Annotated in this window: 26 protein-coding genes and 1 tRNA gene; 14 read left to right on the forward strand and 13 right to left on the reverse strand. The window is 67.0% G+C overall.

Features of this window, described 5'->3' with window-relative positions; translation table 11 throughout:
- Positions 1-15: 15 nt before the first annotated feature.
- From KQ910_RS09545 to KQ910_RS09555, 3 genes are read right to left on the reverse strand one after another with little or no spacing between them, the layout of a single operon-like run.
- On the reverse strand, positions 16-897 hold the full coding sequence (locus KQ910_RS09545; protein WP_229600364.1) for a fumarylacetoacetate hydrolase family protein: 882 nt from the start codon (positions 895-897) through the stop codon (positions 16-18).
- Positions 894-2,063: a CobW family GTP-binding protein gene (locus tag KQ910_RS09550; protein WP_216958801.1), complete on the reverse strand. Its 1,170-nt coding sequence runs from the start codon at positions 2,061-2,063 to the stop codon at positions 894-896. Before KQ910_RS09550 ends, KQ910_RS09545 begins: the two co-directional genes overlap by 4 nt.
- 23 nt (positions 2,064-2,086) lie before the next feature.
- On the reverse strand, positions 2,087-2,965 hold the full coding sequence (locus tag KQ910_RS09555; protein WP_216958804.1) for a CHAD domain-containing protein: 879 nt from the start codon (positions 2,963-2,965) through the stop codon (positions 2,087-2,089).
- A 193-nt stretch (positions 2,966-3,158) separates the two neighbouring features.
- Between KQ910_RS09555 and KQ910_RS09560 the strand changes: the two genes are divergently transcribed.
- The 4 genes from KQ910_RS09560 (at position 3,159) to KQ910_RS09575 (ending at position 6,399) form a co-directional block, all read left to right on the forward strand.
- Complete coding sequence (locus KQ910_RS09560) at positions 3,159-3,674, forward strand: flavin reductase family protein (protein ID WP_216958808.1); 516 nt, start codon at positions 3,159-3,161, stop codon at positions 3,672-3,674.
- A gap of 63 nt (positions 3,675-3,737) precedes the next feature.
- Positions 3,738-3,812, forward strand: a tRNA-Gln gene (locus tag KQ910_RS09565).
- Between the two features lie 71 nt (positions 3,813-3,883).
- A complete protein-coding gene (locus KQ910_RS09570; protein ID WP_216958811.1) occupies positions 3,884-4,888 on the forward strand; it encodes an SGNH/GDSL hydrolase family protein in 1,005 nt (334 codons plus the stop codon).
- Positions 4,888-6,399: an SGNH/GDSL hydrolase family protein gene (locus KQ910_RS09575; RefSeq protein ID WP_216958814.1), complete on the forward strand. Its 1,512-nt coding sequence runs from the start codon at positions 4,888-4,890 to the stop codon at positions 6,397-6,399. The genes KQ910_RS09570 and KQ910_RS09575 overlap by 1 nt, the downstream gene beginning before the upstream one ends.
- A gap of 197 nt (positions 6,400-6,596) precedes the next feature.
- On the opposite strand, the gene KQ910_RS09580 is transcribed toward KQ910_RS09575, so the two are convergent.
- Genes KQ910_RS09580 through KQ910_RS09590 form a run of 3 tightly spaced genes read right to left on the reverse strand, consistent with a single transcriptional unit; the run spans position 6,597 to position 8,904 of the window.
- A complete protein-coding gene (locus KQ910_RS09580) occupies positions 6,597-7,451 on the reverse strand; it encodes an alpha/beta fold hydrolase (protein WP_216958816.1) in 855 nt (284 codons plus the stop codon).
- Positions 7,452-7,456: 5 nt separating this feature from the next.
- Positions 7,457-8,020: a DUF488 domain-containing protein gene (locus tag KQ910_RS09585; protein ID WP_216958819.1), complete on the reverse strand. Its 564-nt coding sequence runs from the start codon at positions 8,018-8,020 to the stop codon at positions 7,457-7,459.
- A complete protein-coding gene (locus KQ910_RS09590; RefSeq protein WP_216958821.1) occupies positions 8,017-8,904 on the reverse strand; it encodes a LysR family transcriptional regulator in 888 nt (295 codons plus the stop codon). Before KQ910_RS09590 ends, KQ910_RS09585 begins: the two co-directional genes overlap by 4 nt.
- Before the next feature lie 210 nt (positions 8,905-9,114).
- Here KQ910_RS09590 and KQ910_RS09595 point away from each other — a divergent pair, with 210 nt between their 5' ends.
- The 3 genes from KQ910_RS09595 to KQ910_RS27195 are packed head-to-tail and all read left to right on the forward strand — an operon-like array spanning position 9,115 to position 10,767.
- Entirely contained in the window at positions 9,115-9,861 is a 747-nt protein-coding gene (locus KQ910_RS09595; RefSeq protein ID WP_229600365.1) for a sulfite exporter TauE/SafE family protein, read from the forward strand.
- Positions 9,862-9,869: 8 nt separating this feature from the next.
- Entirely contained in the window at positions 9,870-10,292 is a 423-nt protein-coding gene (locus KQ910_RS26720; protein WP_068196149.1) for a PaaI family thioesterase, read from the forward strand.
- 1 nt (position 10,293) lies between these two features.
- The gene (locus tag KQ910_RS27195; RefSeq protein ID WP_216958825.1) at positions 10,294-10,767 is read left to right on the forward strand and encodes a PaaI family thioesterase; all 474 of its coding nucleotides are present in this window, start codon (positions 10,294-10,296) and stop codon (positions 10,765-10,767) included.
- Between the two features lie 184 nt (positions 10,768-10,951).
- Here KQ910_RS27195 and KQ910_RS09610 read toward each other — a convergent pair whose 3' ends face one another.
- Positions 10,952-11,851 carry a LysR family transcriptional regulator gene (locus KQ910_RS09610; RefSeq protein ID WP_216958828.1) on the reverse strand — a complete coding sequence of 300 codons (900 nt, stop codon included), beginning with the start codon at positions 11,849-11,851 and terminating at the stop codon, positions 10,952-10,954.
- A 70-nt stretch (positions 11,852-11,921) separates the two neighbouring features.
- On the opposite strand from KQ910_RS09610, the gene KQ910_RS09615 reads away from it, so the two are divergent.
- Genes KQ910_RS09615 through KQ910_RS09625 form a run of 3 tightly spaced genes read left to right on the forward strand, consistent with a single transcriptional unit; the run spans position 11,922 to position 14,676 of the window.
- Positions 11,922-12,560, forward strand: a complete 639-nt coding sequence (locus KQ910_RS09615; RefSeq protein ID WP_216958832.1) for an HAD-IA family hydrolase — start codon at positions 11,922-11,924, stop codon at positions 12,558-12,560.
- Entirely contained in the window at positions 12,557-13,531 is a 975-nt protein-coding gene (locus tag KQ910_RS09620; protein WP_216958835.1) for a tripartite tricarboxylate transporter substrate-binding protein, read from the forward strand. Before KQ910_RS09615 ends, KQ910_RS09620 begins: the two co-directional genes overlap by 4 nt.
- Positions 13,532-13,551: 20 nt before the next feature.
- Complete coding sequence (locus KQ910_RS09625) at positions 13,552-14,676, forward strand: DSD1 family PLP-dependent enzyme (protein ID WP_216958838.1); 1,125 nt, start codon at positions 13,552-13,554, stop codon at positions 14,674-14,676.
- Between the two features lies 1 nt (position 14,677).
- Here the strand turns inward: KQ910_RS09625 and KQ910_RS09630 are convergent, their stop codons facing one another.
- From KQ910_RS09630 to KQ910_RS09640, 3 genes are all read right to left on the reverse strand, one after another.
- Positions 14,678-15,376, reverse strand: coding sequence for an ArsR/SmtB family transcription factor (locus tag KQ910_RS09630; protein WP_216958841.1), 699 nt, complete (start codon positions 15,374-15,376; stop codon positions 14,678-14,680).
- Positions 15,377-15,499: 123 nt separating this feature from the next.
- Positions 15,500-15,859, reverse strand: coding sequence for a DUF6285 domain-containing protein (locus tag KQ910_RS26940; protein ID WP_216958844.1), 360 nt, complete (start codon positions 15,857-15,859; stop codon positions 15,500-15,502).
- A gap of 2 nt (positions 15,860-15,861) precedes the next feature.
- Entirely contained in the window at positions 15,862-16,875 is a 1,014-nt protein-coding gene (locus tag KQ910_RS09640) for a phosphotransferase family protein (protein ID WP_216958848.1), read from the reverse strand.
- An 80-nt stretch (positions 16,876-16,955) separates the two neighbouring features.
- Between KQ910_RS09640 and KQ910_RS09645 the strand changes: the two genes are divergently transcribed.
- Both KQ910_RS09645 and KQ910_RS09650 read left to right on the forward strand, forming a co-directional pair.
- Positions 16,956-17,402, forward strand: a complete 447-nt coding sequence (locus KQ910_RS09645; protein ID WP_369408315.1) for a MaoC family dehydratase — start codon at positions 16,956-16,958, stop codon at positions 17,400-17,402.
- 8 nt (positions 17,403-17,410) lie between these two features.
- Entirely contained in the window at positions 17,411-18,343 is a 933-nt protein-coding gene (locus tag KQ910_RS09650) for a bifunctional riboflavin kinase/FAD synthetase (RefSeq protein WP_216958850.1), read from the forward strand.
- 1 nt (position 18,344) lies between these two features.
- Here KQ910_RS09650 and KQ910_RS09655 read toward each other — a convergent pair whose 3' ends face one another.
- From KQ910_RS09655 to KQ910_RS27200, 3 genes are all read right to left on the reverse strand, one after another.
- A complete protein-coding gene (locus tag KQ910_RS09655) occupies positions 18,345-21,458 on the reverse strand; it encodes an adenylate/guanylate cyclase domain-containing protein (protein WP_216958853.1) in 3,114 nt (1,037 codons plus the stop codon).
- Between the two features lie 40 nt (positions 21,459-21,498).
- On the reverse strand, positions 21,499-21,981 hold the full coding sequence (locus tag KQ910_RS09660; RefSeq protein WP_216958856.1) for a hypothetical protein: 483 nt from the start codon (positions 21,979-21,981) through the stop codon (positions 21,499-21,501).
- A gap of 69 nt (positions 21,982-22,050) precedes the next feature.
- The gene (locus KQ910_RS27200; protein WP_369408316.1) at positions 22,051-22,572 is read right to left on the reverse strand and encodes a M48 family metalloprotease; all 522 of its coding nucleotides are present in this window, start codon (positions 22,570-22,572) and stop codon (positions 22,051-22,053) included.
- Positions 22,573-22,766: 194 nt separating this feature from the next.
- Here KQ910_RS27200 and ileS point away from each other — a divergent pair, with 194 nt between their 5' ends.
- Together ileS and lspA are read left to right on the forward strand one after the other, a co-directional pair.
- A complete protein-coding gene (ileS, locus tag KQ910_RS09670) occupies positions 22,767-25,565 on the forward strand; it encodes an isoleucine--tRNA ligase (RefSeq protein WP_216958862.1) in 2,799 nt (932 codons plus the stop codon).
- Positions 25,562-26,044 carry a signal peptidase II gene (gene lspA, locus KQ910_RS09675; protein WP_229600366.1) on the forward strand — a complete coding sequence of 161 codons (483 nt, stop codon included), beginning with the start codon at positions 25,562-25,564 and terminating at the stop codon, positions 26,042-26,044. The genes ileS and lspA overlap by 4 nt, the downstream gene beginning before the upstream one ends.
- Positions 26,045-26,071 lie beyond the last annotated feature (27 nt).

Here is a 26,071-nt window from a genome sequence, read left to right on the forward strand (position 1 = left end):
TTCGTTGGGCGGCTTCTACGCCACCATATTGGACAGCCGGCCCAACCCGTCGATCTCGATCGTGACGCGGTCGCCGCGCTTCAGGAACTTCGGGGGCGTGAAGCCGATGCCGACGCCGACCGGCGTGCCGGTGGCGATCACGTCGCCGGGCTTCAGCGTGATGCCGGCGGAGATCGTCTCGATCAGGGTCGGGATGTCGAAGATGAGGTCGCGCGTGTTGGCATCCTGTCGGAGCTCGTCGTTGACCCAGCACTTCACGTTGAGGTTTTCCGGATCGACCTCGTCCGACGTCACCAGCCACGGGCCCATCGGGCAGAAGGTGTCGAGCGATTTGCCGAGGAACCACTGCTTGTGCTTGCCCTGCAGGTCGCGCGCCGTCACGTCGTTGATGATCGTGTAGCCGCAGATGTGTTTGTAGGCATCGGCCTTGGTGATGCCGCGGCCGCCCCTGCCGATGACCAGGCCGAGCTCGGCCTCGTAGTCGACGGAATCGCTGACGCCTTCGGGATAGCGGATGTCTTCGCCGTCGGCGATCACGCAGTCCGGCGCCTTGGTGAAGATGATCGGCGCGGTCGGGATGGCGTCGGCCGCGGAGCTGGCGCTGCTGTCGAAGCCCGAGCGCGTGAACTCCTTGGCGTGCTCGTGATAGTTCTTGCCCACGCACATGACGTTGCGTGCGGGGCGCGGGATCGGCGCCTCGATCTTCACGGCCGAGAGCGGGAGGACGGCGCCCGCCGGTTTCAGCTTCGGCTTGATCGCGTCGAGTTCGCACGCGATGGCGCCGAGATCGGGAACGGCGCGGCCCAGCATCCCTTCCAGCGGCCAGAAAGTCTTACCGTCGGCGGCGACCAGCGCGGCCTTGGTGACGCCGCCGTGCGTGATGGTCGCGAGTTTCATTGCGCCTTGGCCTGCTCGCCCGCGTCCTTGCCCCAGCCCTTCTTCTCGGCATCGAAGAACGAGGCGAAGACCTTGCGGATCGTGCTCTCGCCGATGTCGCGCGTGATGAACACGACGCGGCTCTTGCGATCGTCGCCCTCGGGCCAGGCATCGAGCGTGGCCGGCGGATGGAAGACGTGCTGCACGCCGTGGATCACCACCGGCTTGTCGGTGTCCTTGACGTTCAGGATGCCCTTCATGCGCAGCAGGTCCGGGCCGCGATAGGTCACCAGCGCGTCGAAGGCGGCGGCCACGGTCGACCAGCTCATCGGCTCGTCGAAGGTCATGCAGAAAGAACGGATGCGGTCGTCGTGACGATTCACGTCGTGCGGATCCTGTTCGCCGTGGCCGTGAGTGTCGTGGGAATGCCCGTGATCGTGCCCGTGGTCATGGCCGTGATGATGGTGCCCATGCCCATGATCGTGGCTGCCTTCATAGGCCTCGGCCTGCAGCCACTTCTTTACGTCGGCGCTCTTGGTCTCTGGATTGTAGAGGCCGGCATTGAGGATCTGGTTGGGATCGATCTCGCCGGTGGCGACCGTGTGGAACGGCGCACCGGGATTGAGGTGATGCAGCCGGTGCTTCAACTCGGCGAGCTTGGGCGCGTCGGCGATGTCGACCTTGGTGAGCAGGATGCGGTCCGCCACGGCAGCCTGCTTCACGGCCTCCTCGTGATTGTCGAGCGTGCTGGCGCCGTTCACGCCGTCGACCGTCGTCACCACGCCGTCGAGGCGGTAGCGCGAGGCGAGCAGCGGATCGGTCATCAGCGTGTGCAGGATGGGGGCGGGATCGGCGAGGCCGGTCGTCTCGACCACCATGCGCTTGAACGGCGAGACCTCGCCGCGCGAGCGCTTCAGGAACAGCTCGCTCATCGTGCGCACGAGATCGCCGCGCACCGTGCAGCACAGGCAGCCGGAATTCAGCGTCACCATGCCTTCGTCGTCGGACTTCTCGACCAGCAGATGGTCGAGGCCGATCTCGCCGAACTCGTTGATGATGACGGCGGTGTCGGCCAGTTCCGGCCGGCGCAACAGCTTGTTCAGCAAGGTGGTCTTGCCGCTGCCGAGGAAGCCCGTCAGCACGGTGACGGGAATACGCTGCTCGGCGGCGTTCTGCGGGTCGCTCATTGGGGAAATCCTGTGTTCTGGCTTCACGCCCGCCAGAAGCGCCCGACCTTCCTGAAATCCTTCCAGGCCCGCTCGAGCTTGCGGCGGCGGCGCTTTTCGCCGCTTGCCGCCTGCCTGGCGAGGACCTTGAGGGGTGCGGCCGTGTCCTCGGTGGGACGGGCGGCCGTGGCGATGTCGGCCAGCATGCGGGCCGCCGTCGCCCGATCGTTCAAGGCGCCGAGCGCGCCCTGCAGGCGCACCGTTGCTTCGATATAGGGCTTGGCCGCAGGCGACGCAAAGGCGGGCGCCAGGTAAGTCGCGGCATAGCGCAGTTTCTTGATGCCGATGCGCAGGCGATGGAGTTGCTCCTCACCCAGCCGGTCGAACGAGCGGCCGCGGCGCAGGACCTTGCCGTGGCGGGCATCCAGTACCGTGCGCCCGAACGTGTCGAGGCGGGCGGCTTTGGCTTCCGCGGCCGGTTCGGCCTCGGGCGTGCCGCCCGCGAAGGCCTGGAGCCGTTCGTCGAAGGCCGAATAGCGGGCGCTGGAGAGGGCGGCCCGGGCGCGCTGCAGATGGCTGGACGCCAGCCGGGCGGCCACGCGCTTCACGACCGGCGGGACGTCCGTGACGCTCTCGGTCAGGAAAACATGCAGGTCGCGTGCGGGGCCGCATTCGCCCGCCAGCCACCTGGCTTCGGCGGACAGGGCCCGCACCTCGGGCCCGTCCACGGCGGGGCGGAAGACGCTGAAAGCCGCCCGCAGGCGCCGTAGCGCGACGCGGGCCTGGTGGATGCCGATGGGCCGGCGGCTCTGCAGGACGATGGCGCGATACCGGGAAAGGTCGGCCCGGCAGGCCGCCGCGATGTGCCGCAGTGCGACGTCGGGGGCTGTTTCGGCGGCGATTCGGGTCCCGGAGGCAGGCATCGCTCCGACCGTAGCGACCGCAAGGGAGGGGGCAACCTCAAAGAACGACGGTCTGATGAAGGTTTTATTGCAACACGGAGGCTGTAGATTTTGCGGGATTCCGCCGATTTCGCTGGCCGGCCGCTGGTTTAGCTGATGCGTCAGCCGCCGTTTGCAGTGGCGGCAGCCGCCCGGCGTGGCCTAGAGTCACGCCATGAGTATCGATGCGGCAGCCTTCAAGAAGGGCATGCGCCACCTCGCGGCGAGCGTAACCCTGATCACCACCAAGCTTCAGGACCAGCGGGGCGGTCTCACCGCCACGGCGGTCTGTTCGGTTTCGGCCGAACCGCCCCAGATCCTGGTCTGCGTCAACAAGACCGCGAGCGCCCACGATCCGATCGGCGAGGCCGGCTTCTTCTGCGTCAACATCCTGTGTCCCGAGCATCGCAAGCTGGCGGAACGGTTCGCCGGCATGGACGGGATCGAGGGCGACGATCGCTTCAACGACCTGGGCGAATGGACGACGCTCACGACCGGCGCGCCGGTGTTGAAGGGCTGCCCGGTTTCGTTCGATTGCAAACTCGTCACCGAACTCTCTGCCGGGACGCACACGATCTATATCGGCGAGATCGTCGACGTGGCGTTGCATGAGACGGCATCGCCGCTGCTCTATGCCGACGGGGCGTTCGTTCACGGCGCCGCGCTCAAGAAGGCCGCCCAGGCCGCCTGACGCAGCGGGGTTGCGCCTCCGCGCCAACCCACTATGTTCCCGCCCGCCCGAACGAGCGCCTGCTGGGGCGTCGCCAAGCGGTAAGGCAGAGGATTTTGATTCCTCCATTCCCAGGTTCGAATCCTGGCGCCCCAGCCAACGCGCTCCGTCCGAGGGCTTGGACGTCCGTCCGCGTGCTTTCTGGATGAACCGCTCGAGCGACAAGGTCGATGAACTTTCTCAAGAATACGCTTCTCGTCGTGATCCTCACGGCCGTCTGTGCTCTCTGCCTCGAAGGCATGACCCGGCTGTTTCTCGACAACGGCATGCTCTACGAACTCGAGATGTGGCGTTACGCACGCGACGTGAAGGTGCGCGACATGCGGCCCGATCTCGGCCATCGCCATCGGCCCAATGCCGAGGCCCAGCTCATGGGCGTAAAGGTAACGACCGATTCACACGGTTTCCGTTCGTCGGAGATTCCCGAAAAGGCGCCGGCCGGCGTGGCGCGCATCGCCTTTGTGGGCGATTCGACGACCCTGGGCTGGGGCGTCGCCCAGAACGAGACCGCCGCGGCCCGCGTCACCGCCGCCCTGGTCAAGCAAGGCCGCAAGGTCGACAGCTATAATCTGGGCGTGGGCAACCACAACACGCTGCAGGAACTCACGCTGTTTCGTGACTCCGCCGCGAAGCTGAAGCCCGACATCATCGTGCTGAGCTACTTCATCAACGATGCCGAGCCGATGCCGACCTACAACCAGACCTCGTGGCTCGACGAGCATTCGGCGGCGTGGGTCGTCTTTAAATATCGCCTCGATTCGCTGATGCGTCAGTTCGGCGAGGCGCCCGACTGGAAACGCTACTACCGCGAACTCTACAAGGACGATGCGGCCGGCTGGCAGCAGACCCGCAAGGCCATCCAGGGCTTCGCCACGACCGCGCGCGAGATGGGCGTCAAACTGGTCGTATTCAACATTCCCGAACTGCGCGAATTGAAGCCCTATCCCTTTCCCGAGGTCACCGCCAAGGTGAAGGCCGACGTCGAGGGGCTGGGCGTGCCGTTCTTCGACATGTTGCCGACGGTACAGAATCTCGATCCGGCGAGCCTCTGGGTGACGGTTCCCGATCCGCATCCCAATGGTGCCGCGATGGCCGCCTTCACCACGATGATGGTGCCGGAACTCGACACGCTGCTGGACGGTCTGTGCAAGGATCAGGGCAAGGGCTGCAGGTAATGCGCTTGATCAAGGACGCGCTTCTCTTCCTGGTTTCGATCTCCCTGTGTGTGGTCGTTGCCGAAGGCGTCATCCGCTACATCGACGGCTACACGATCTTCTACATGCCGCTCAGCGAGCCGACCGGGCTCGCGAGCGTTAAGCAGGAGTCCGTCGACAAGGTGCCGCGCGCACCGGGCGTCGCGCGCGACTGGTTCTCCACCGAGCCCGCGCCGCTGCCCAACAAGCGCGCCGTCCCCGAGGACTGGGAGCGCCTCTATCGCTTCGTCGAGGCCAACCCCGTCGGCGGCATGTGGTTTCGTCCCTCCGATGCCTTCAAGGTCTGGAACACCAGCTTCTCCGGCGATCCGTGCAGGCACTGGTTCCTGCGACATGCGCCGGGACAGCTCTTCCTCTACGACGCGCCCGATGGCCAGGACCGGCCGCCCTACCGGTTCCTGCCTGACGTCACGATCCCGAGCGGCCTCACGACCAACCAGATCGGCTGGCGCGGCCCGCCCATCGAGAACCCGCGGCCCGAGAAGACGGTGCGCATCGTCTTCGTCGGCTCCTCGACGGTCGTCGAGGCGCACCACCTTCCCTTTTCCTGGCCGGAGTATGTGGGCCACTGGATGAACATGTGGTCGAAGGCCAAGGGCCTCGGCATCAGGTTCGAAGTCCTGAATGCCGGCCGCGAGAGCATCATCTCCGACGACATCGCCGCCATCGTGCGCAACGAAGTGTTGCCGCTGCGTCCCGATCTCGTCGTCTATCACGAGGGCGGCAACCAGTTCCGGCCCGCCTCGATCGTCGAGAACGTGCCCACCGACCCCGTCGCCCGCCCGTCGAATGCGCAGGAGCCGGCGGCGGTGGCCTGGCTGAAGGAAGGCGCACGTTATTCCGCCCTGATCGGTCGCATCCAGGCGGCCTTCGCCATCGCGGGCGCCGGAACCGGCGGCGGCGGCGAATGGCCCAAGCCCGACTACAAGGTGATCTGGCCGGAAGGGCTCGACGAGATGTCGCCGCAACTCGACTTCGCCAAGCTGCCGGTCAGCCTCAACCTCATCCGGTGGGACCTCGACCAGATCCGCGGCGATCTCAAGTCGATCGGTGCCGACATGGCGCTCGCGTCGTTCTTCCTGATGGTGAAGGACGGACTGGTCGTCGATCCGGTTCGCCACAAGTACATCATCGAACAGCTCAACGCCGCCAACTGGCCATACCGCTATCGCGACCTCGAACGGCTGGCGAAGTTTCAGAACCGGTACTTCGCGAAGTATGCCGCCACGCACGGCATCGACTTCCTCGATATCGTCGGCAACATGCCGTTCGACCCGGACCTGTTCACCGACGCCGTCCACACCAACTATGCCGGCACGCGCATCCGCGCCTGGACGGCCTTCAACCTGCTCGTGCCGATCGTCGAGAAGAAGCTCGCCGACAAGGCCTGGCCGCGCGCCTGGCCGGCCGACGCCTCGACGGCGCTTCCGACCTTCACGCCGCGCCTCACCAAGCTCGAGTGCAAGCCTTAGCTTAAAGCCGTCGTACTGACCCACTTGCCTCATCCTGAGGAGGTCGCCCCTCGAGTACCTCGGGGTAGACTCCACGACCGTCGCGAAGGATGGGCAGCAGACGTGGTGCTCGTGCCCACCCTTCGAGACGCTCACTGCGTTCGCTCCTCAGGGTGAGGTGAGTGACTTAATTTAGATGGATCAAGATGACCCTGATCCTAGGCCGCGTGACGGCCGAGATGCTCCAGTAGAAGCTCGTTCACGCGCGCCGGCCTCTGATCGGCGGCGTAGTGGCCGACGCCCGGCAGCACTTCGAAACGATAGGGCGCGTCGATGAACTCGCCCGTGCCTTCGGCCGCGGCACGCCCGACCGTGTCGTCTGCATCGCCCCAGACATAGAGCGTCGGCACCTTGATGGGCCCGAGAAGCATCCGCTCGCCGCGGGCGCGATACCAGGCAAGCGCGGCTTCCATGGCCGACGCGTTCCCGAGCACGGAGAGATGCAGGTCGATCGCTTCCATCGGCACGCCTTCCTTGGCGTGCCGCTTGCGCAGCCAGGCGCAGTCGTTCTCCAGCAGCTTCGGCACGGCATCGGGCTCGAGGAAGGCTTGATGGTGGCCGGAGCGACGCTTCTGTTCGCCGTCGGGCATCGCCAGGGCGCGCGCGAACGACATCGGATGCGGTCGCGAGAGGATGGTGAGCGAACGCAGCTTCTCAGGGCTACGGAAGGCGATGGCCCAGGCCAGGCTCGCGCCCCAATCGTGGCCGACCAGATGGAAGCGCTTGTTGCCATGCCCAACGGCCGAGACGATGTCGAGCGCATCGCCCGTGAGCTTGTCGAAGCGATAGGAATCGAGATCGGCCGGATCGGGTCGCGCGCCGGCCGAATAGCCGCGCTGGTTGGGCGCCACCGCGAAGTAGCCCGCCTGGCCCAGCGCCGGCACCTGCGCCTTCCAGAAATGCCGCGACACGCCGAAGCCGTGCAGCATCAGGACCAGCGTGTCGTCGTCCTTGCCGGCCACCGAGGCGTCGAACACCAGGCCGGGCGCGGTTTCTATCTCGCGGACTTCCATTTCCGTCATTCTCCTTCGCCAGTGCCGGCGCGACCCCACTTCGTCTCGAGGCGGCGCCATGCACGAGCCAGTCGCGCGGCGCGATCCTCGAACAGGTCGGGGGCGGCTTCCTTGCCCAGCAACACTTCCTCGACCGCATGATGCGGCTGCGTACCGCCATCGGCCAACAGGTGCTCGATGGTGACGCCGCGCTCTGCGAGACGACGCGACAGCAATACCGTGCGATGGCAGTCGAGTGGCTCCTTCTCGGCGCACATCAGGCACAAGGTCTTGCCGTCCGCGCCCTCGATCACGCGGTCGAGGCCGGCCTTGAAGTCGGGTCGCGCGGCAAGCTGGTCGTAGCTGCCGCCGGCCGCGGGCTTTCCGCCCAACGCCGCGCCTTCATGCACATAGGCGATGCCGGCTTCGGCCAGCGACTTCGCGAGCTTCTCCCGGCCGAACTGCGGATGACGGCGTGACCACGGCGTGGAGCGCACGTCGACCAACCGATCGACGCCGCCGGCCTTCAGGAGTGCCACGAAGCGCTCGATCGGATGGTTGGAGTGGCCGATGGTCTTGACCGATTTCATGCGAGGTGTCGGACCTGATCGATGAACGCGAGCGTCGCGGCCGATGCTTCGTCGCGGCGATAGGCGAGGTTGAGCGGCACCTTCAAGGCGGGCCGTCCGGAGAGCGGGCGGTAGGTTACACCTTCCAGCGGCAGGCGGCTCAGCGACGCCGGTACGATGGTGATGCCGAGGCCGGCCGCCACCAGATTCAGGGTCGAGACGATGCGCGGCGCCTCCTGGCTGACATGCGGATTGAAGCCGGCCGCGCTGCAGGCCGCGATGATGGCGTCGTAGAGGCCGCGCCCGTCGGCCCGGCGATAGAGGATGAAGTCTTCGGCCGCGAGATCCTTGAGCGTGAGGGTCGGGCGCCGCGCGAGCCGGTGGCGCGTGGGCAGGGCGGCCGCCATCTCCTCGTGCAGCAGGGCGTGCATCGCCAGCCCCTGCGCATCGGTGAGGCCAGAGCGGATGAAGGCGATGTCGAGCCGCTCGTCGCGTACCGCGGCCAGCAGGTCGCCCGAGCTGCTCTCTTCCAGCACGAACGAGATGTCGGGTCGCTCGCGGCGGAACTCGCGGATGGCGCGTGCGACCAGGGGATGGAACGGGGCCGACGTCGTGAAGCCCACGGCGATGCGGCCGGTCTCGCCGCGCGCGGTGCGGCGGGCCTTCACGGTGGCGCGTTCGACCGACGCCAGGATTGCCTCGGCATCGGCCAGGAAGGAACGGCCGGCATCGGTCAGGCTGACGCCGCGTGGGTGGCGCAGCAGCAACGGCGCGCCGATCTCGCGCTCCAGCGCGCGGATCTGCTGGCTGAGCGGCGGCTGCTGCATGTGCAGCTTCGCGGCCGCCCTCGTTACATGGCCTTCATGCGCGACGGCCACGAAGTAGCGGAGGTGTCGCAGTTCCATCTGGATATCCAGTAAGTATCGAAGACATCTATATCATATATTTGAACACTGCATAAGTTGACCTTAGACAAACCCTCGTCCTCACCCTGAGGAGCGCGCAGGGCGCGCGTCTCGAAGGGTGGGCAACGGTTCCGGTGGGTGCCCATGCTTCGAGACGGCCGCGTGCGCGGCCTCCTCGGCGTGAGGAGCCTTCGGATCGGCGAGGGCAAGATGACAATAACGATGGCTCTGGGGCTCGGCGTCCTGATGGTGTTCACGGCCTTCCTGTCCGGCATCTTCGGGATGGCGGGCGGCATGGTTCTCATCGGGGTGCTGCTGTTCGTGCTGCCGCTGCCCATGGCCATGGTGCTGCATGCGGTGACGCAGATGGCGTCCAACGGCTGGCGCGCCTTCCTGTGGTGGCGGCACATCCAGTGGCGGATCACCGTCTTCTACGTGATGGGCTGCTTCATCGCCGTCGGCCTCTGGTCGCTCACGCTCTACGTGCCGGAGAAGGCCATCGCGTTGCTGATGCTGGGCATCTCGCCCTTCCTCCTGCGCATCGTGCCCGCAAGGCTCATGCCCGCGACCCTGGGCCCGGTGCAGGCGCTGGGCGGCGGCGTGGCCTGCATGGCGCTGATGCTGCTCACCGGCGTCACCGGGCCGCTGATGGACCAGCTCTTCCTGCGTTCGGCCCTGAACCGGCATCAGATCGTGGCGACCAAGGCCTCGTGCCAGGTGTTCGGCCACGGTTCGAAGCTGCTCTACTTCGGCGCGCTGATCGAGGGCGCGGGCTCGGTCGAGCCCTGGGTGCTGGCGATGGCCGTCGGCGCCTCGATGCTGGGCACGTCGCTCGGCAAGACGATCCTGGAACGACTGTCCGACGGCCAGTTCCGCACCTGGGCCGGGCGACTCATCACCGTGCTGGGCCTCTACTATGTCGGCTATGGCTTGGTGCTGCTGGCCGGGATTGCCTAAGATGGCGCGTGGACATTCCGGCAGGATTTAGAGAACTCACCGAGGCGACCGGTTTCACTGCGGCCAATGGACCGTGGTTCGAGAAGGTCGAGGGCAACAGGGTCTGGCGCGGCTTCATGCCGGGCCCGCAACATGCCAATGCGCTCGGCATCGTGCATGGCGGCATGATGGCCGCCTTCATCGATGCCGCGCTGGGCTCGGTGGTCTATCGCGCCATCGACCGGCGCTGCGTCACCCTGAAGCTCACGCTCGACTATCTGACGCCGGCACGGGTCGGCGACTGGCTGGAGGCGACCGGCGAACTGCTGGGCCATGACGAGCATGTGGCGCAGGTGAGGGGCCGACTCTATGGTCCGCGCCACGATGTTCTGGCCGGGCTGGGCGATTTCGCGCTGCTGCGGCCGGGACGCCCCCTCAAAGTCCGGAGCTAGCGTGTCTTCCGAAATACCCGACAGTCCGCCCGAAGGTTTCAAGCTCGTCGATTTCGCGCGCGGCCGGCCCGAGCCGACCTTCAACACCCATGTCGGCAACATGTACGCCAAGCGCGGCGAGAAGGGCACGCGCGACGAGTTCGTGCTGGCGATCCGCGTCCAGCAGAACATGTGCAACCCGGCCGGCGGCCTGCACGGCGGCATGATGATGACGGTCGCCGACCTGGTCGGCACGATGGGTGGCGGCTATCTCGCGGGCCTGCGCAAGTTCCTGCCGACCGTCAGCATGACGTTCGACTTCGTGGCGCCCGCCCTCGTCGGCGACTGGGTGGAGGGCCGCGCAGAGCTGATCCGCCAGACGCGCACGCTTCTCTTCACCAACATCTACCTGACCGTGGGCGACCAGAAGATCCTGCGCGCCTCCTCGATCGCCAAGATCTCCTCCGGCGACGGCACCGGCTACACGAAGACCTAGACTCTTTGCGCGTCGAGTTCACCAATCCACCTCATCCTGAGGAGGCGCGCAAAGCGCGCCGTCTCGAAGGATGGGCTGCAGACGTGGTGCTCGTGCCCACCCTTCGAGACGCTCACTGCGTTCGCTCCTCAGGGTGAGGCGTTGTTTGGATGCCTGCCGTGTTCAGTTCTCGCCTGGAAAGTCGCTAGCGTCCCGGCGGCTGCGACCTGAGGGACGATTTCAGGAAGTCGACGAAGGACGTGACGCGGGCCGAGATGCCGCGTCGCGCTGGCACCAGCGCCAGGATGTCGGCGCCCTCGAACGACCACGGCGCCAGCACGCGCCTGAGCTCGCCCCGCTTCACGAAGGGCGCGGCGTCCCACTGCGAGCGCAGCATGAGGCCGAGGCCGGCCAGCGCCCAGTTGCGCACGACCTCGCCATCGTTGCTGGTGAGCGTCGGCGTGACGCGCACGGCGCCGGCGCGGCTGCCGCGGCGATGGCGCCAGAGCGTCACGTCCTCGTTGTTCTCGCGCACGCAGAGGCAGTCGTGCTGCAGCAGGTCGCGCGGATCGGCCGGAATGCCGCGCCGCTCGAGATAGGCCGGCGCGGCGCAGACCCAGCGATCGTTGCGCGCCAGCACATGCGCGACCCAGGTCGAATCGCGCACCGCGCCGATATGCACGACGACATCGGCGTCCTCGCTGTCGGTCCACGGCCGTTCGGAGAGATCGAGCGTGACGCGGATCGCCTTGTGGCGTTCGGCGAAGCGGGCGACGAGCGGTGCGACGTGCAGCCGGCCGAAGCCGAAGGGCGCCACGATCCGCAGCGGCCCCGACAGCGCGCCGCCCTCCTGTCCCAGCAGGTCGGTGAGCGCGCCGATGCGGGTCAGCATCGCCTGCGCCTCGCTCACCAGATGCTCGCCCTCACCGGTGAAGCGCACGCGGCGCGAGCTGCGCACGACGAGGCTGACGCCCAGCGCCTGTTCGAGCTTCTTGAGGCGCAGCGACAGCGCCGGCGGCGTGACGTTGAGCGACCGGGCGGCCCCGCTCAGCGAGCCGGTCCGCGCCAGGGCTTCCATGAACTGCAGGTCGGCAAGCGAGATCATTCAGTTTTCCTTAACTGAACTATTGGTTCTATTTAAGCACCGATGGCCTGCCGCCTGCTACCGTACCGGCATGACGACGACCTTTCCCAAAGCCGTGCTGTTCGACCTGCTGACGGCGCTTCTGGATTCCTGGACCCTGTGGAACGACGTGGCGGGTTCCGAGGAACGCGGTCGCGCGTGGCGGGCGGAGTATCTGCGGCTCACCTATGGCTGCGGCAGCTACGTGCCCTATGAGCAGCTGGTGCAGGAAGCGGCGGTGGCGACCGGCCTGCCGGCAGCGGCGGCCGACACGCTGGAAGCGCGCTGGCTGGAGCTGCCGCCCTGGAGCGGCGCGCAGAACGCCCTCGACGCGCTGGCCGGCCGCACCAAGCTGGCCGTCGTCACCAACTGCTCGATCCGGCTGGGCCGGCAGGCGGCAAGTCGCCTGAAGGTACGCTGGGACTGCATCGTCACGGCCGAGGAAGCGGGCTGCTACAAGCCCGATCCGCGCCCCTACCGGCTGGCGCTGGCGACGCTGGGCGTCGCGTCGGAAGAGGCTGCCTTCGTTGCGGGCTCCGGCTACGACCTGTTCGGCACCTCTGCCGTCGGCCTCAGGACCTACTGGCACAACCGCGTCGGCCTCTCGCGCCCCGCCGGCGCGCCGGTCGCTTCCCTCGAGCGGTCGACGCTCGACGATCTTCTCCCCTGGCTGGAAGGACGTCCGTCATGATCATGCGCCGACTGTTGCTCACCCTCGCGCCGCTGTTGCTGGCGGCCACCGCCGCCACGGCCCAGGGCTTTCCCGCCAAGCCACTGACGCTGATCGTGCCGTTTCCGGCCGGCGGCCCGAGCGACGCGCTGGCCCGCGCGCTGGCGCAGGGCATGGCCGCGGATCTCAAGCAGACCGTGGTGGTCGAGAATATCGGCGGCGCCAGCGGCACAATCGGGCTCGCGAAGCTGATGGCCGCCGCGCCCGACGGCTATACGATCGGCTTCGGCACGATCGGCACGCACGTCGCCAATGCCGCGCTCTTCAAGAAGCTGCCCTACGATCCGCTGACGGGCTTCGAGCCGATCGGCCTTGCCGGCACGGCGCCGCTGCTGCTGGTTGCCAAGGCGGGCCTGCCGGTCGCCAACCTCAAGGAATTCATCGCCTATGCCGAGCAGCACAAGGCCGGCATGACCTATGGCAGCGCCGGAGTCGGCTCGATCTCCCACTACGCCTGCGTCGTGCTGCTGTCGGCGCTCAAGCTCAACATCACCCACGTGCCCTATCGCGGCGTGGCGCCGGCGATGAACGACCTGATGGGCGGCCATATCGATTTCATGTGCGACCAGACGACGACGGCGCTGCCGCAGATCGCGGGCGGCAAGATCAAGGCGCTCTCGGTGCTGAGCGACCAGGCGCTGCCGCAGCTTCCGGACGTCGCCACGGCGGCGAGCCAGGGCTACGACGTCAACCTCCGCTCGTGGAACGCGCTGTTCGCGCCGAAGGGCACGCCGCAGCCCGCGATGGCCCGCCTGAACCAGGCGCTGCGGGCGGCGGTGGCCGATCCGGCGCTGGTGAAGCAGATGACCGCCGTCGGCGTCGATCTGCCGTCGCCCGAGGCGCTGCAGCCGGCTACCGTGATGGCGTTGATCGCGCGCGGGCTGGAGAAGGACGTGCCGGCGCTGAAGGCGCGCGGCGAGTATCTCGACTGAAGGGTGAACTCTTGAAGCTGATGGACATCGAGACCCCGGCGGCGCTCATCGACGAGCGCCGCATGGCGGGCAACATCGCGCGCATGCAAGACCATCTCGCCGCGCTCGGCGTGCGCCTGCGGCCGCACGTGAAGACGTCGAAGTGCGTCGAGGTCGCACGGGCGCAGCAGAAGGCGGGCGCCGCGGGCATCACGGTCTCGACCCTCAAGGAGGCCGAGCAGTTCTTCGCCGCCGGCTTCTCCGACGTGCTCTATGCGGTCTGCATCGCGCCGGACAAGCTCGACCGCGCCGTTGCGCTCGTCGCCAAGGGCTGCGCGCTCACGCTGCTCGTCGATTCGGTGACCGCCGCCCAGGCCGTCGTCGCCAAGGGCAAGGCCGCGGGCCTGACCTTCGCCGTGATGATCGAGATCGATTCCGACGGCCATCGTTCGGGCGTGCAGCCCGGAGCGCCGGAACTGCTCGACATCGGCAGGGTCCTGCAGGCGGGCGGCGCGACGGTGAAGGGCGTGCTGACCCATGCCGGCAGCTCCTACGATCTCGACACGCCGCAGGCGCTGCAGGCGCTGGCCGAGCAGGAGCGGGCGCTGTGCGTGCGCGCAGCCGAGCGGCTGCGGGCCGTAGGCATCGCTTCTCCGGAAGTCAGCATCGGCTCGACGCCGACGGCGATTGCGGCGCAGAACCTGGAAGGCGTCACAGAGGTGCGCGCGGGCGTCTATGTCTTCTTCGATCTGGTGATGTCCAATGTCGGCGTCTGCACGCCGCAGGACGTGGCGCTCTCGGTCCTGACCACGGTGATCGGCCATCAGCCCGAGAAGGGCTGGGTGATCGTCGATGCCGGCTGGATGGCGATGAGCCGCGACCGCGGCACGCAGCGCCAGAAGATCGACTATGGTTACGGCGCGGTGTGCGACGTCGCGGGAAACGTGATCGACGGGCTGATCGTGTCGGGTGCGAACCAGGAGCACGGCATCGTCTCGCGGCGCGACGGCACGGCCGACACGGGCCTCGTCGAGCGCTTCCCGATCGGCGCACGGCTGCGCATCCTGCCCAACCACGCCTGCGCGACCGGCGCGCAATACCCGTCCTACGTCGCGGTAACGCCGGCCGGCGACGCGGCGCCGTGGCCGCGCTTCCAAGGTTGGTGAGCTAGACCGTCGCGCCGAAGTGGCTGCCGAGAGCGCGGCGGCCGGAATCGGTGAGGCGCACAGTGCGGCTGCGCCGCAGTCGCTCGGCCCAGCCGCGCTTGAAGAACGTGTCGGCGATGGCCGCGCCCAGCGCGCCGGAGATGTGCGGCCGGCGTTCGCTCCAGTCGAGGCACTGGCGGGCGAAGTGGCGCGAACTCGTCCTGCGTGCCGTGTCGAGATCGACGCCCAGCCGCTCGCAGAACAGCTCGCCCGAGTTTGTCAGCTGCCAGTCGCGCGGGCCCTTGGGTTCGAGATGGCCATGCCGGGTCAGCGAATCGGTGACGGCGATGCCGACCTGCCCGGCGAGATGGTCGTAGCAGGTGCGGCAGAAGCGGAGATCCGGATCGCGCCGCCACGCCGCAGCCTTGGACGCCGGCGCCGCGCGCGTGCCGGCCAGCGCCATCAGCGATTCGATGGCGTGCGCCACGTCCGCCGATGCCAGGCGATAGAAGCGGTTGCGGCCCTCGGCGCGGGCGGCCAGCAGGTTGGCCTCGACCATGCGTGCGAGATGCCCGCTCGCGGTCTGCGCGGTGATACCGGCATTGTGCGCGAGGTCCGACGCGGTATGCGCGCGACCGTCCATCAGCAGCGACAGCATGGAGGCACGCGCCGGGTCGCCCATCAGGGCGGCGATCTCGGAAAGGGCGTTCACGGTGGTCATGGACGGAAATCTAGGCCTGCGTCCGGTGTCCCGCCACGGTCAATGGTTCGGCCAAGACCGAAGTATTAGGTGTCATCCTGAGCGCAGCGAAGGATCCTTCGCTGCGCTCAGGATGACACGGACTTAACGCCACTTCGGGTTGGCGATGGCGATCTTGTCGGCGATGGTTGCGTCGAGATGCGCCATCAGCGCCGCGTCGCTCTCGTCGCGTTCTCCGGTGCGCAACTGGCGCGCCAGCTCCTTGTTCAGTTCGTCGAGCGTCGCTTCGTGTCCAAGCAATTTGACGAGGCGCTCGTGCTCGCGTGCGTCGGCTGCCGGGCCGAGACGCACCTCGCGTTCGAGAATGGCGAGCGAGTTCACGGCAACGCGCATCTGGAAGCCGAGACGCGGCTCGGCCTTGTCGAGCGCCGGCGTCGCCTCCTCGCGCAGGAAGTCGGCGATGGCGGTCAGCAGCTCGGCGGCAGTGGGGCGGTCCTGGGCCACGGTCAGGCTCCCTGCTTCAGCAATTGCAGGAGGTCGACTTCGGTCTCGACGGCGCGGCGGCCGATGGAGGCGTGCTCCATCGACCTGATCGAACCCGAGAGATGCTTCCAGGCCTGGTTGAGGCAGATGATGCCCCAGTGGACCGTGCCGAAGACTTCCCACCAGTGCGCCCGGACCGGATCGACCTTGCCGCCGCCGGCGCGCTCGTAGGCGGCCCACAGTTCCTCCCGGGTGCCGAAGCCGCCAGCCGGCTTGTCGACCGCGCCGAAGCGCCAGCTCTTCACGCAAAGCCAGCCGAGGTCTTCGACCGGGTCGCCGAGATGGGCGAGTTCCCAATCAAGGATCGTCGTCACGCCCGTCTCGTCGACGAGATAGTTGCCGGTGCGATAGTCGCCATGCACCAGCACCGGCCGCGCGAGCGGGGCGGGCTTGCGGCGGTCGAGCCACGACAGCGCCAGCTCGAACACCGGCTGCGGGCGGCCCAGCATGTCGAGCGAGCGGCGCAGCTCGGCGATATGGTCGGCGGCTTCGCGACGCACGAGGTTCGGCAGGGTGGCGGTATCGGTCGCATGGATGCGCGCCAGGATCTCGCCGAGCTGGGATGCGATTTTGCCGCGCGCCGTCTCGTAGGGCGCGTCGCGCAGCAGCTTGCGGGCGATGGCGATGCCGCCGATGCGGCGCATCACATAGGCCTCGCCCAAGGCGTCCTGGGCGGTCAGCTCGAACAGGGGTTCGGGCGAGCGCACGCCGGCCGCATGGGCGGCCTGCAGCACGCGGAACTCGGTGGCACGGTCGATGGCGACGGCACGCTCGCGGTCTGTCTTGCCCTGGGTCGGCGGATCGCGGCGCAGGATCAGCGCGTGGCGTTCGCCGTCGACCAGCGCGTCGAAACTCCAGGTCTGGCGCGAGGCGCCGCCGGACTGGCGACTCAGTCTTTCGATTGTGGCGGGGGCGGCGAAATGGCGGCTGGTCGCTTCGGCGAGCACGCGGGCGACGTTTTCAGTCTCGGACGGCATGTGAACGGTCATTTACCGGGACTGTGGCACAGGCTCCGGCGCGTGGTAAGAGGACCGCGCCAACTGGGGAGATCAATCACGTGTCGAGCGCCTTCGCGGCCATGAATGGCCTGTTCCTGGAAGACCTCAAGCCGGGCATGTCGGCGATGTTCGGCAAGACCGTGACCGAGGCCGACATCATGGCCTTCGCGGGCGTGTCGGGCGACACCAACCCGATCCACCTGCATGACGGCTTCGCGCGCACCACGCGCTTCGGCCAACGCATCGCCCACGGCATGCTGAGCGGCAGCTTCATCTCGACCGTGGTCGGCACCAAGCTGCCCGGGCCCGGCGCCGTCTATATCTCGCAGACCATGAACTTCATGGCGCCGGTCATCATCGGCGACACGATTACGGCGGTGGCGACCATCACCGCGATCGACGACAAGCGCCGCCGCGTCACGCTCAAGACCCAGTGCCTGAACGGCGACAAGGTCGTGATCGACGGCGAGGCCGTCGTGCTGGTGCCGCGGCGCGACGCGGCCTGAGTTTTCGCATGATCCCGGTGTTCGACGCCTGGCGTTCCGTGCCGCCCGAATGGAAGGGCGGGGTGGTGGCGCTCGGCAATTTCGACGGCGTGCATCGCGGCCATCAGGCCCTGCTGGCGCGGGCGCGCGAGCAGGCGGCATCGCTGGGCGCGCCCGTGGTCGCCTTCACCTTCGAGCCGCACCCGCGCGGCTTCTTCGTGCCTGACACCGGACCGTTCCGCCTCACTCTGCTGCCGGCCAAGACGCGCCTGCTGGCCGGGCATGGCGTGCAGGCGGTGCTGGCACAGCGCTTCGACGAATCCTTCGCGGCGCTGCCTGCCGCGTCGTTCATCGAGGACGTGCTGCGGAAGGGCCTCGGCGCACGCCATGTCGTGTGCGGTTACGACTTCACCTTCGGCGCTCGGCGCAGCGGCAATGTCGAGATGCTGCGTGCCGAGGGCAAGGCGCATGGCTTCGGCGTCACGGTGCTCGACCCGGTGACGCACGAGGGCGAGATCTATTCTTCCACGCGCATCCGCGAGGCGCTGCGGCACGGCTGGGCGCGCGACGCCGCCGGTCTGCTGGGCCATGACTGGGAGATCGAAGGCACGGTCGAACTGGGCGACCAGCGCGGCCGCACGATCGGCTTCCCGACCGCCAACGTGGCGCTCGGCGAACATCTGCGCCCGCGCTTCGGCGTCTACGCGGTGCGTGCGCTGGTCGACGGGGTGTGGCGGAATGGGGTGGCGAACCTCGGCAAGCGCCCGACCTTCGGCAAGCTGCAGGAGAATTTCGAGGTCCACCTGTTCGACTTCGCGGGTGACCTCTACGGCAAGGTCCTGCGGGTCGCTCTGGTCGATTTCATCCGGGCCGAGATGAAGTTCGCGGGCCTCGATGCACTGAAGGCCCAGATCGCGGCGGACGGGCAGGCGGCGCGGCAGATACTTGCCGCAGCGCCTTGAGTCAGTCCCGCGGCGATGGCAGGTGTGCCAACAGCTCCGCGCCGGACTCGGCCAGTAATGATCTGAAAGCCGGTGAAGTCGGCCCGCGGATAAGCCACTCCGCATAGGCCTGCCAGACCTTGGCGCCTCGTCGCCGCGCGACGGCGGCGGCTTCTTCGGCCGTCTCCCGCGCACGGTCGGCGAGGCCCGCCCGCAGCTGGACATAGGCGAGGTCGCACAGGATTCGGGCTTCGTTTTCGAGGCCCGCCTGGCGCTCGCGAGCGAGACGCAGCGTGTTGCTCAGCGTCGTGGTCGCTTCGGAATATTCGCCGCGCATGGCCTGGCCGAGGCCGGCGTAGGCTCGCCCATAGACCATGAGATAGGGATTGCCGCTCTTCTCGCCCAGGCGATGGGCGGCCGCGCTGTGCTCGGTGGCGAGGGTCACGTCGCCCGTCCCCCAGGCGATATCGGCCATCGTGGCATGGGCCTGCAGCCGATGCAGAACATCGACCTGCGATTCATCACTCGCGATCAGTTCGGTGGCGAGCGCGCGGGCCTCGTCATATCTGCCCATCATGGCCAGCGTCTGGCCGCGCATGCCCTTGACCCAGACGTCGACGCGGAAACCCAGCGTCTGCTGATCCTGCTCCTCGACCTTGTCGACATTGGCGAGCGCCAGATCGTTGTCCGCGAGAGCCACGTGTAAATCGCCGGCAAGACGCAGCGCATGGCATCGGATGGTCGTCAGCACCGCGGCCAGTCCGGCATGCTTTTGTGGGTCGAGCAGGTCGCGCGCCTCGCTCACCTTGGCAACATAATCCATCGCCGAGCCGGTGCTGCCCAGCGCGCGGCCGTAGGCGGCGGTGACCAGCGTGATGGCGCGCATGTCGCCGAGCGAGCGTGCGATCTCCAGCGCCTCGTTATAGTAGGGCTCGACGTCGGCCGCAGTGAGACCTTCGCGCCACGCGAAGTTCACGATCTGGCCGCTCGCCATCAACAGAGGATAGCGCGCGGGGCCTTCCAGCGGCAGGCTGAGCAGCAAACGGCGGACGCGCTTCCAGGCTTCGAGCGCCTGCGCCGGATCGCGCGTGCCGTGCCACATCGCGGCCTTCATGTTGTACGACGCCGCCTGCGGGATGTTCCCCGCCTCCTCGAGGTGGTAGGCGATGAAGCCCGCCTGGGCGCCCCCCGGATCCGGCAGGGTCTTCTCCAGTTCGGCGGCGACCGCCGCATGCAGCGCACGCCGCTTGTCCGAGACGAGCGAGCGATAGATGACCTCCTGAAGCATCGGGTGCTTGAAGGCGAAGGTTCCGGGCGATGACCCACCGGTCTCATAGACGAGTCCGGCCGACGACAGGCGGTGCAGGGCCATGCTCACGACCGTTTCCGCCAGTCCCGCGACGTGCTCCAGGATCGGCGCCATGAATTCGCGACCGATGACCGCGGCCGTCTGGAGCAGCGTGCGCTCCATCTCCGGGCGGCTGTCGACGCGTGCCGCCACGATCGCCTGCACATTGTCCGGGACCGTTTTCAAGTCCGGCATCCGGAGGAGGCGGTAGGCACCGGCCTCGCCGGCAAGGTGGCCGCCGTCGGCGAACTTTCGCACCAGCTCCTCGATGAAGAACGGATTGCCGCGCGCCCGGTCGGCGATCAGTGGCAGCAACGGCACGACCGACTGATCGTCGCCCAGCAGATGGGACGCCAATTCATCGGCGGCGTTCTTGCGCAGCGGGGCCAGGGAGACCTGATCGTAATGGTCGCCGCGCATCCACGGCGCGGCATAGCCGGGCCGGAAGTTCACCAGCAGCAGGAGGCGGGTGCCGACCATGGCCTCCGCCAGAACCTCGATCAGCGATTCGCTGCCCGAGTCCATGAAGTGGAGGTCCTCGAGCAGGATGACGGCGGGCGTGGTCGCGCCGGCCGCGCGGACCAGGCGCCGGAAGAGCAATTCGAGCCGGTCCCGGCGGGTCCCCGGATCCATCCTCGGAAGGGGCGGAGCACCGGACCCAAGACCCAGGAAATCCACGAGCAGCGGCAGTTCGGTGCCCAACGCCGGATCGATGAGATCCAGGACTTCGGCCGCCTTGGCCCGGCCGCGCTCGGGGCTATCGTCCGGGGCGATTTCGAAGAACGCCTTGAGGATATCGATGACCGGCTCGAACGGCGTCGCGCGACTGTGCGCGAGGGCGCGACCTTCGAGCACGCGGATACCCCGCGCGCGGCAACGTTCCGCAAACTCGAATGCAAGGCGACTCTTGCCGACGCCCGCTTCCGCGACCACGCCGACGGCGCAGCCATCGCCTTCGGTCGCGCGCTCGAGGTTGCGCTCGAGAAGCGCCAGCTCCGCCTCGCGTCCCACGAAACCCGAGCGCTCCCGTTCGAGACTGAAGCGCTGGCTGGTCGGCCCGCGGCGCAGGCCGGTCAGCAGGAACACTTCCATTGGCGCCGACAGGCCGCGCACCTCCCGGTCGCCCATCGAGTCCACCGATACGAACTGGCGGGCGCCTCTCAGCGTGGCCGGCGAGATCGCGATCCCCCCCGACGGCGCCAGGCCTTCCAGGCGGCTCGCGATGTGGACGGTGATGCCGGTGGCGTCGAAGTCGGTGGAGAAATCTGTGGCGACGGTGCGGGCCAGCACTTCGCCCGAATGAATGCCGACGCGGATCGGCAACGCCTCGCCTGGCAAGGCCTTGACCGAGGCCTGCATGGCGAGGGCCGCGCAACAGGCGCGCACCGCATGATCCTCCTGTGGGGTGGGCGCCCCGAACAGCGCCATGACACCGTCGCCCTGGACCTTGACGACCGACCCCTCGAAACGCCGCACGGCCTCGTGCATGGCCTCGATGGCGGGCGAAAGGCGCCTGGCAGCCTCTTCCGGATCGAGCCGCTCGATCAGCTCGGTCGATCCGGATACGTCAGCGAACAGAACGGTGATCTGCTTCAGTTCGCCGTCGCTGGCTGGTGATTTGCTGGCGACGGTCTTCGTTGAGAGCGCCGTGCCGCACTGGCCGCAGAAGCGGGCAGCAGGCGGATTGCTCGAATGGCAAGAAAGACAGGGCTGTCCCAGCGCCGTGCCGCAGTCGATGCAGAAGCGTGCGTCAGGAGCGTTGTTCGTGTTGCAATTTGAACAGCGCAAGACAAGACCTGCTCAATTTGGAGCTATAGGGCGCCGCCTCTCAATCCTTCTTGTTCTTCGCCCTGCGTCTCGCGATGGCTTCTTGTCGCTTTTTGATTGCGGCTCTTACGGCCTTGGCTGTGGGAGTGTGTATGTAAACAGTCAAAGCATATCCGCCAGGAACGCTAACCGGTGGCTCAGTACGAATCGCAATGGGCATGCCGGCACTTAGGACCGGCACAAAATTCAGCTCTTTGCACTTTGAGGATGGATCAAGGTTTTCGAAAAAGATGTCTCTCATTCGATCGCCAGTGTCGCGTTCAAGGTCCTTAAGCCATTGCATCCAGCGCTTTTTTGCATTGGCGTCGTCCGGCTCTAATCTGACCTGAGCTGCTATGGCATGGAGCGGCTTGCCTTCGGCACCCCGTCGGAAGTGTTTTCTTTGAGCAAAGTCCTTCCAAAAATCGATCGGCGCGCCGGTGAATTGCTCATTCACCTTTTCTTGCATCGTCCGAGTCGTCTTCGTGTTGAAGTAAAGTCCCATCTCCACACTCCCCCTCGACAACAGACTTCCTAAGTATAAAAAATTATCACACAGCGTGCTTAAAGCAAGCTACTCGCATGTGCCGAGTGCTTGCAATTGCTTGCAGCCAGACGAAGCGATCCGCTGTGCCGTCCTGATGCCGAACACGGTTGGAAGGCCGATGCTTAACGCCCACTCCGTTGCGCGCTCCTCGCTGCTCAACGATCTGTTGGTTGGAAGATGTGGAGGGCCTCCGAGATGATGACCTGTCTCGTGTGCGAGTACGGTAGCGAGGCCGGCCGATCCGATGTTCCGATGACGCACTAGACCGCCATAAAGGCGCACGCGCTTTCTTCCTCCTTCAACAAAAGCTTGAGCATTTGCGACATCAACACCCAGCTCTAGGTCGTAGAGTATTCCTGGAAATGTTGCTTGAAACCGTCTCAGCACGACGAGAACTCGGCGACGCGGCCAGCGTGCCGACTTGGGCCAGAGAAGATTCTTCGAGACAGGCGGATCGAATAAGGGCAAAGCCAACACATCATCGCAGTACCTGCCTGCAATAAGCAATCTGCTAGCTGGGCGCTCCGCCTTGACCCCCCCGACCCCCATCCCTAGATTGCCCGCCCTATGTTTATCGGGGCCTTCCAGGAGCGAATTATCCGCCCGGTCCGCTGACTGCGGCCGGGTTTGTCCTGTCTGTTCGCGGCTGTTTCCGGACGGCCGCCATCGCTCCTCTCAGTGCCGGGTTTCTTGTGACAACTGATTATAAATCCAGCGTTTTTCTGCCGAAGACCGACTTCCCCATGCGCGCCGGGCTGCCCAAGAAGGAGCCCGAGCTCCTGAAGCGCTGGGCCGAGATGAAGCTCTGGGACCGGCTCAGGGCCGAGAGCCGGGGCCGGCCGAAGTTCGTGCTGCACGACGGCCCTCCCTACGCCAACGGCAACCTCCATATCGGGCACGCACTCAACAAGATCCTGAAGGACCTCGTCTCGCGCACCCAGCAGATGCTGGGCAAGGACAGCCACTACGTGCCGGGCTGGGACTGCCACGGCCTGCCGATCGAATGGAAGATCGAGGAACAGTACCGCGCCAAGAAGCAGGACAAGGACCAGGTTCCGATCGTCGAGTTCCGGCGCGAGTGCCGCGCCTTCGCCGATCACTGGATCACGGTGCAGCGCGAGGAGTTCAAGCGGCTCGGCGTCGACGGCGACTGGGAGAACTACTACTCGACGATGAAGTACGAGTCCGAGGCTGTCATCGTGAGGGAACTGGGCAAGTTCCTGATGAACGGCGGCCTCTACAAGGGCTCCAAGGCGGTGCTGTGGTCGGTGGTCGAGAAGACCGCGCTGGCCGAGGCCGAAATCGAGTATCACGACCACACGTCGGACACGATCCACGTGCGTTTCCCGGTCGTGAAGTCGAACGGCGGCAAGCTCGACGGCACCTCGATCGTGATCTGGACGACGACGCCGTGGACCATGCCGGGCAACCGCGCGCTCGCCTACGGCCGGGATATCGCCTACGCGCTGGTCGAGGTCGCGGCCGTCGGTGAGGGCAGCAAGGCCCGCGTCGGCGAGAAGCTGGTACTGGCGCGCGACTTGGTCGACGCGGTCGCGGCGGAAACGAAGTTCACGCCGAAGATCGTGGCCGAGGTGTCGGCTGAAGATCTCGACGGGCTGATCGCGGCGCATCCGTTCCGCGGCAAGGGCTTCGAGTTCGACGTGCGCCTGCTGCCCGGAGAGTTCGTGACGGCCGATGCCGGCACGGGCTTCGTGCACATCGCGCCGGGCCATGGCGCCGACGACTACGAGCTGGGTGTCGCCAACGGCGTGGAAGTGCCGGACACGGTCGCCGAGGACGGCACCTACTATCCACACGTGCCGCTGTTCGCGGGCAAGCGCGTCTATACGCAGGACGGCAAGAAGGGCGACGCCAACCGCACCGCCATCGCGCTGCTCGACGAGATGGGCAAGCTGCTCGCCTCGGGCCGCATCACGCACAGCTATCCGCATTCCTGGCGCTCCAAGGCGCCGGTCATCTTCCGCAACGCGCCACAATGGTTCATCGCCATGGACAAGCCGATCCCCGAGATCGGCGGGACCCTGCGCGAAAAGGCGCTGGCGGCGATCGACGTCACGCGCTTCGTGCCGCGCGCTGGCTACAACCGCCTGCGCTCGATGATCGAGACGCGGCCCGACTGGAACGTCTCGCGCCAGCGCGCCTGGGGCGTGCCGATCGCGGTGTTCGTCGACAAGAAGACCGGCGAGCCGCTGCGCGACGCCGAGGTGATGGGCCGCATCGTCGAGGCGTTCCGCACCGAGGGCGCCGATGCCTGGTTCGAGAGCCCGCCCGAGCGCTTCCTCGGCAACAAGTACGATGCCGCCGATTTCGAGCAGGTGACCGACATCCTCGACGTCTGGTTCGACTCGGGCTGCACGCATGCCTTCACGCTCGAAGGCAACGACCGGCTGAAGTGGCCGGCCGACCTTTATCTCGAAGGCTCGGACCAGCATCGTGGCTGGTTCCATTCCTCGCTGCTCGAGAGCTGCGGCACGCGCGGCCGCGCGCCCTATGACGGCGTGCTGACGCACGGCTTCACGCTCGACGAGCAGGGCCGCAAGATGTCGAAGTCGCTGGGCAACATCACGGCGCCCCAGTCGGTCTGCGACCAGTACGGCGCCGACATCCTGCGCCTCTGGGTGGTCGGCACCGACTACACAGAGGACCAGCGCATCGGTCCGGAGATCCTGAAGCACCAGGCTGAAGCCTATCGCCGGCTGCGCAACACGCTGCGCTACCTGCTGGGCAGCCTCGACGGCTATTCGTCGGACGAGACGGTGAGCCATGCCGAGATGCCCGAGCTGGAGCGCTGGGTGCTGCATCGCCTGGCCGAGCTGGACGGCGTGCTGCGCCGCGCGGTCGACGATTACGACTTCCACACGATCGCGACGGAGCTGCACAATTTCTGCGCCGTCGACCTCTCGGCCTTCTACTTCGACATCCGCAAGGACTCGATCTACTGCGACGCGTCCGGCACGCCGCGCCGTCGCGCCGCGCGCACCGTCATGGCCGAGGTCTTTTCGTTCCTGACGGCGTGGCTGGCGCCGATCACCTGCTTCACGGCCGAAGAGGCCTGGCTCGCGCGGCCGAACGACATTCCGGACGGCAAGGCCGATAGCGTCCATCTGCGCCTCTATCCCATCATCCCCCCCGCATGGCTCGATGCGGCGCTGGGAGAGAAGTGGAAGACCGTTCGCGCCCTGCGCCGCGTCGTCACTGGCGCGCTGGAACTGGAGCGAGCGGAGAAACGTATCGGCTCGAGCCTGCAGGCCGGGCCGCACGTCCATGTCGCGCCGGAATACCTGAAGGCGCTGGAAGGTCTCGACCTCAGCGAGATCTGCATCACGTCGGGTGGCCATCTCGTCGAGGGCGAGGCGCCGGCTGGGGCCTTCACCCTGCCGGACGTGGCCGGCGTCGCCGTCGTGCCGAGCGCGGCCGAAGGCACCAAGTGCGCGCGCTGCTGGCAGGTGCTGGAAGAGGTGGGCAAGTCGACCGCCCATCCGCTGCTCTGCCTGCGCTGCGAGGATGCAGTTTCAGCATGAGGCCCATCGATCGGCAGGCCATGGTGCTTCTGGCCGTCACGCTCGTGGCGGACCAGGCTTCCAAGCAGCTGCTGCTGGGGTTCCTGCTCAAGGCCGGCGCCATCGTGCCGGTGATCGACGGTTTCTTCCGGCTGGTGATCGTGTGGAACCGGGGGATCAGCTTCGGTCTGCTGGGCGGCGACCAGGCGGTGCCGCCCTGGGTTCTTTCCGGCGTGGCGATTGCCGTCTGCATCGGGCTTTTCGTCTGGCTGCGGCGCACCGACCGTCCCCTGACAGGATGGGGCATCGGCCTTGTCATGGGGGGAGCCATCGGCAATGTTATCGACCGTGCCCGATGGGGAGCGGTATTCGATTTCGCCGATTTCCACATAGGGCGCTGGCACTGGCCGGCGTTCAACGTGGCCGACGCGGCGATTGTCGTCGGCGTTGGACTCATGCTCGTCGACTCGCTGCTCGTCGAGAAGAAGCAGGCGCCCTGAAGCGGCCATGATCGGCGCACAAAAGCT

It is taken from the genome of Reyranella humidisoli (assembly GCF_019039055.1).
In the GTDB taxonomy this organism is placed as follows: Bacteria; Pseudomonadota; Alphaproteobacteria; order Reyranellales; family Reyranellaceae; genus Reyranella; species Reyranella humidisoli.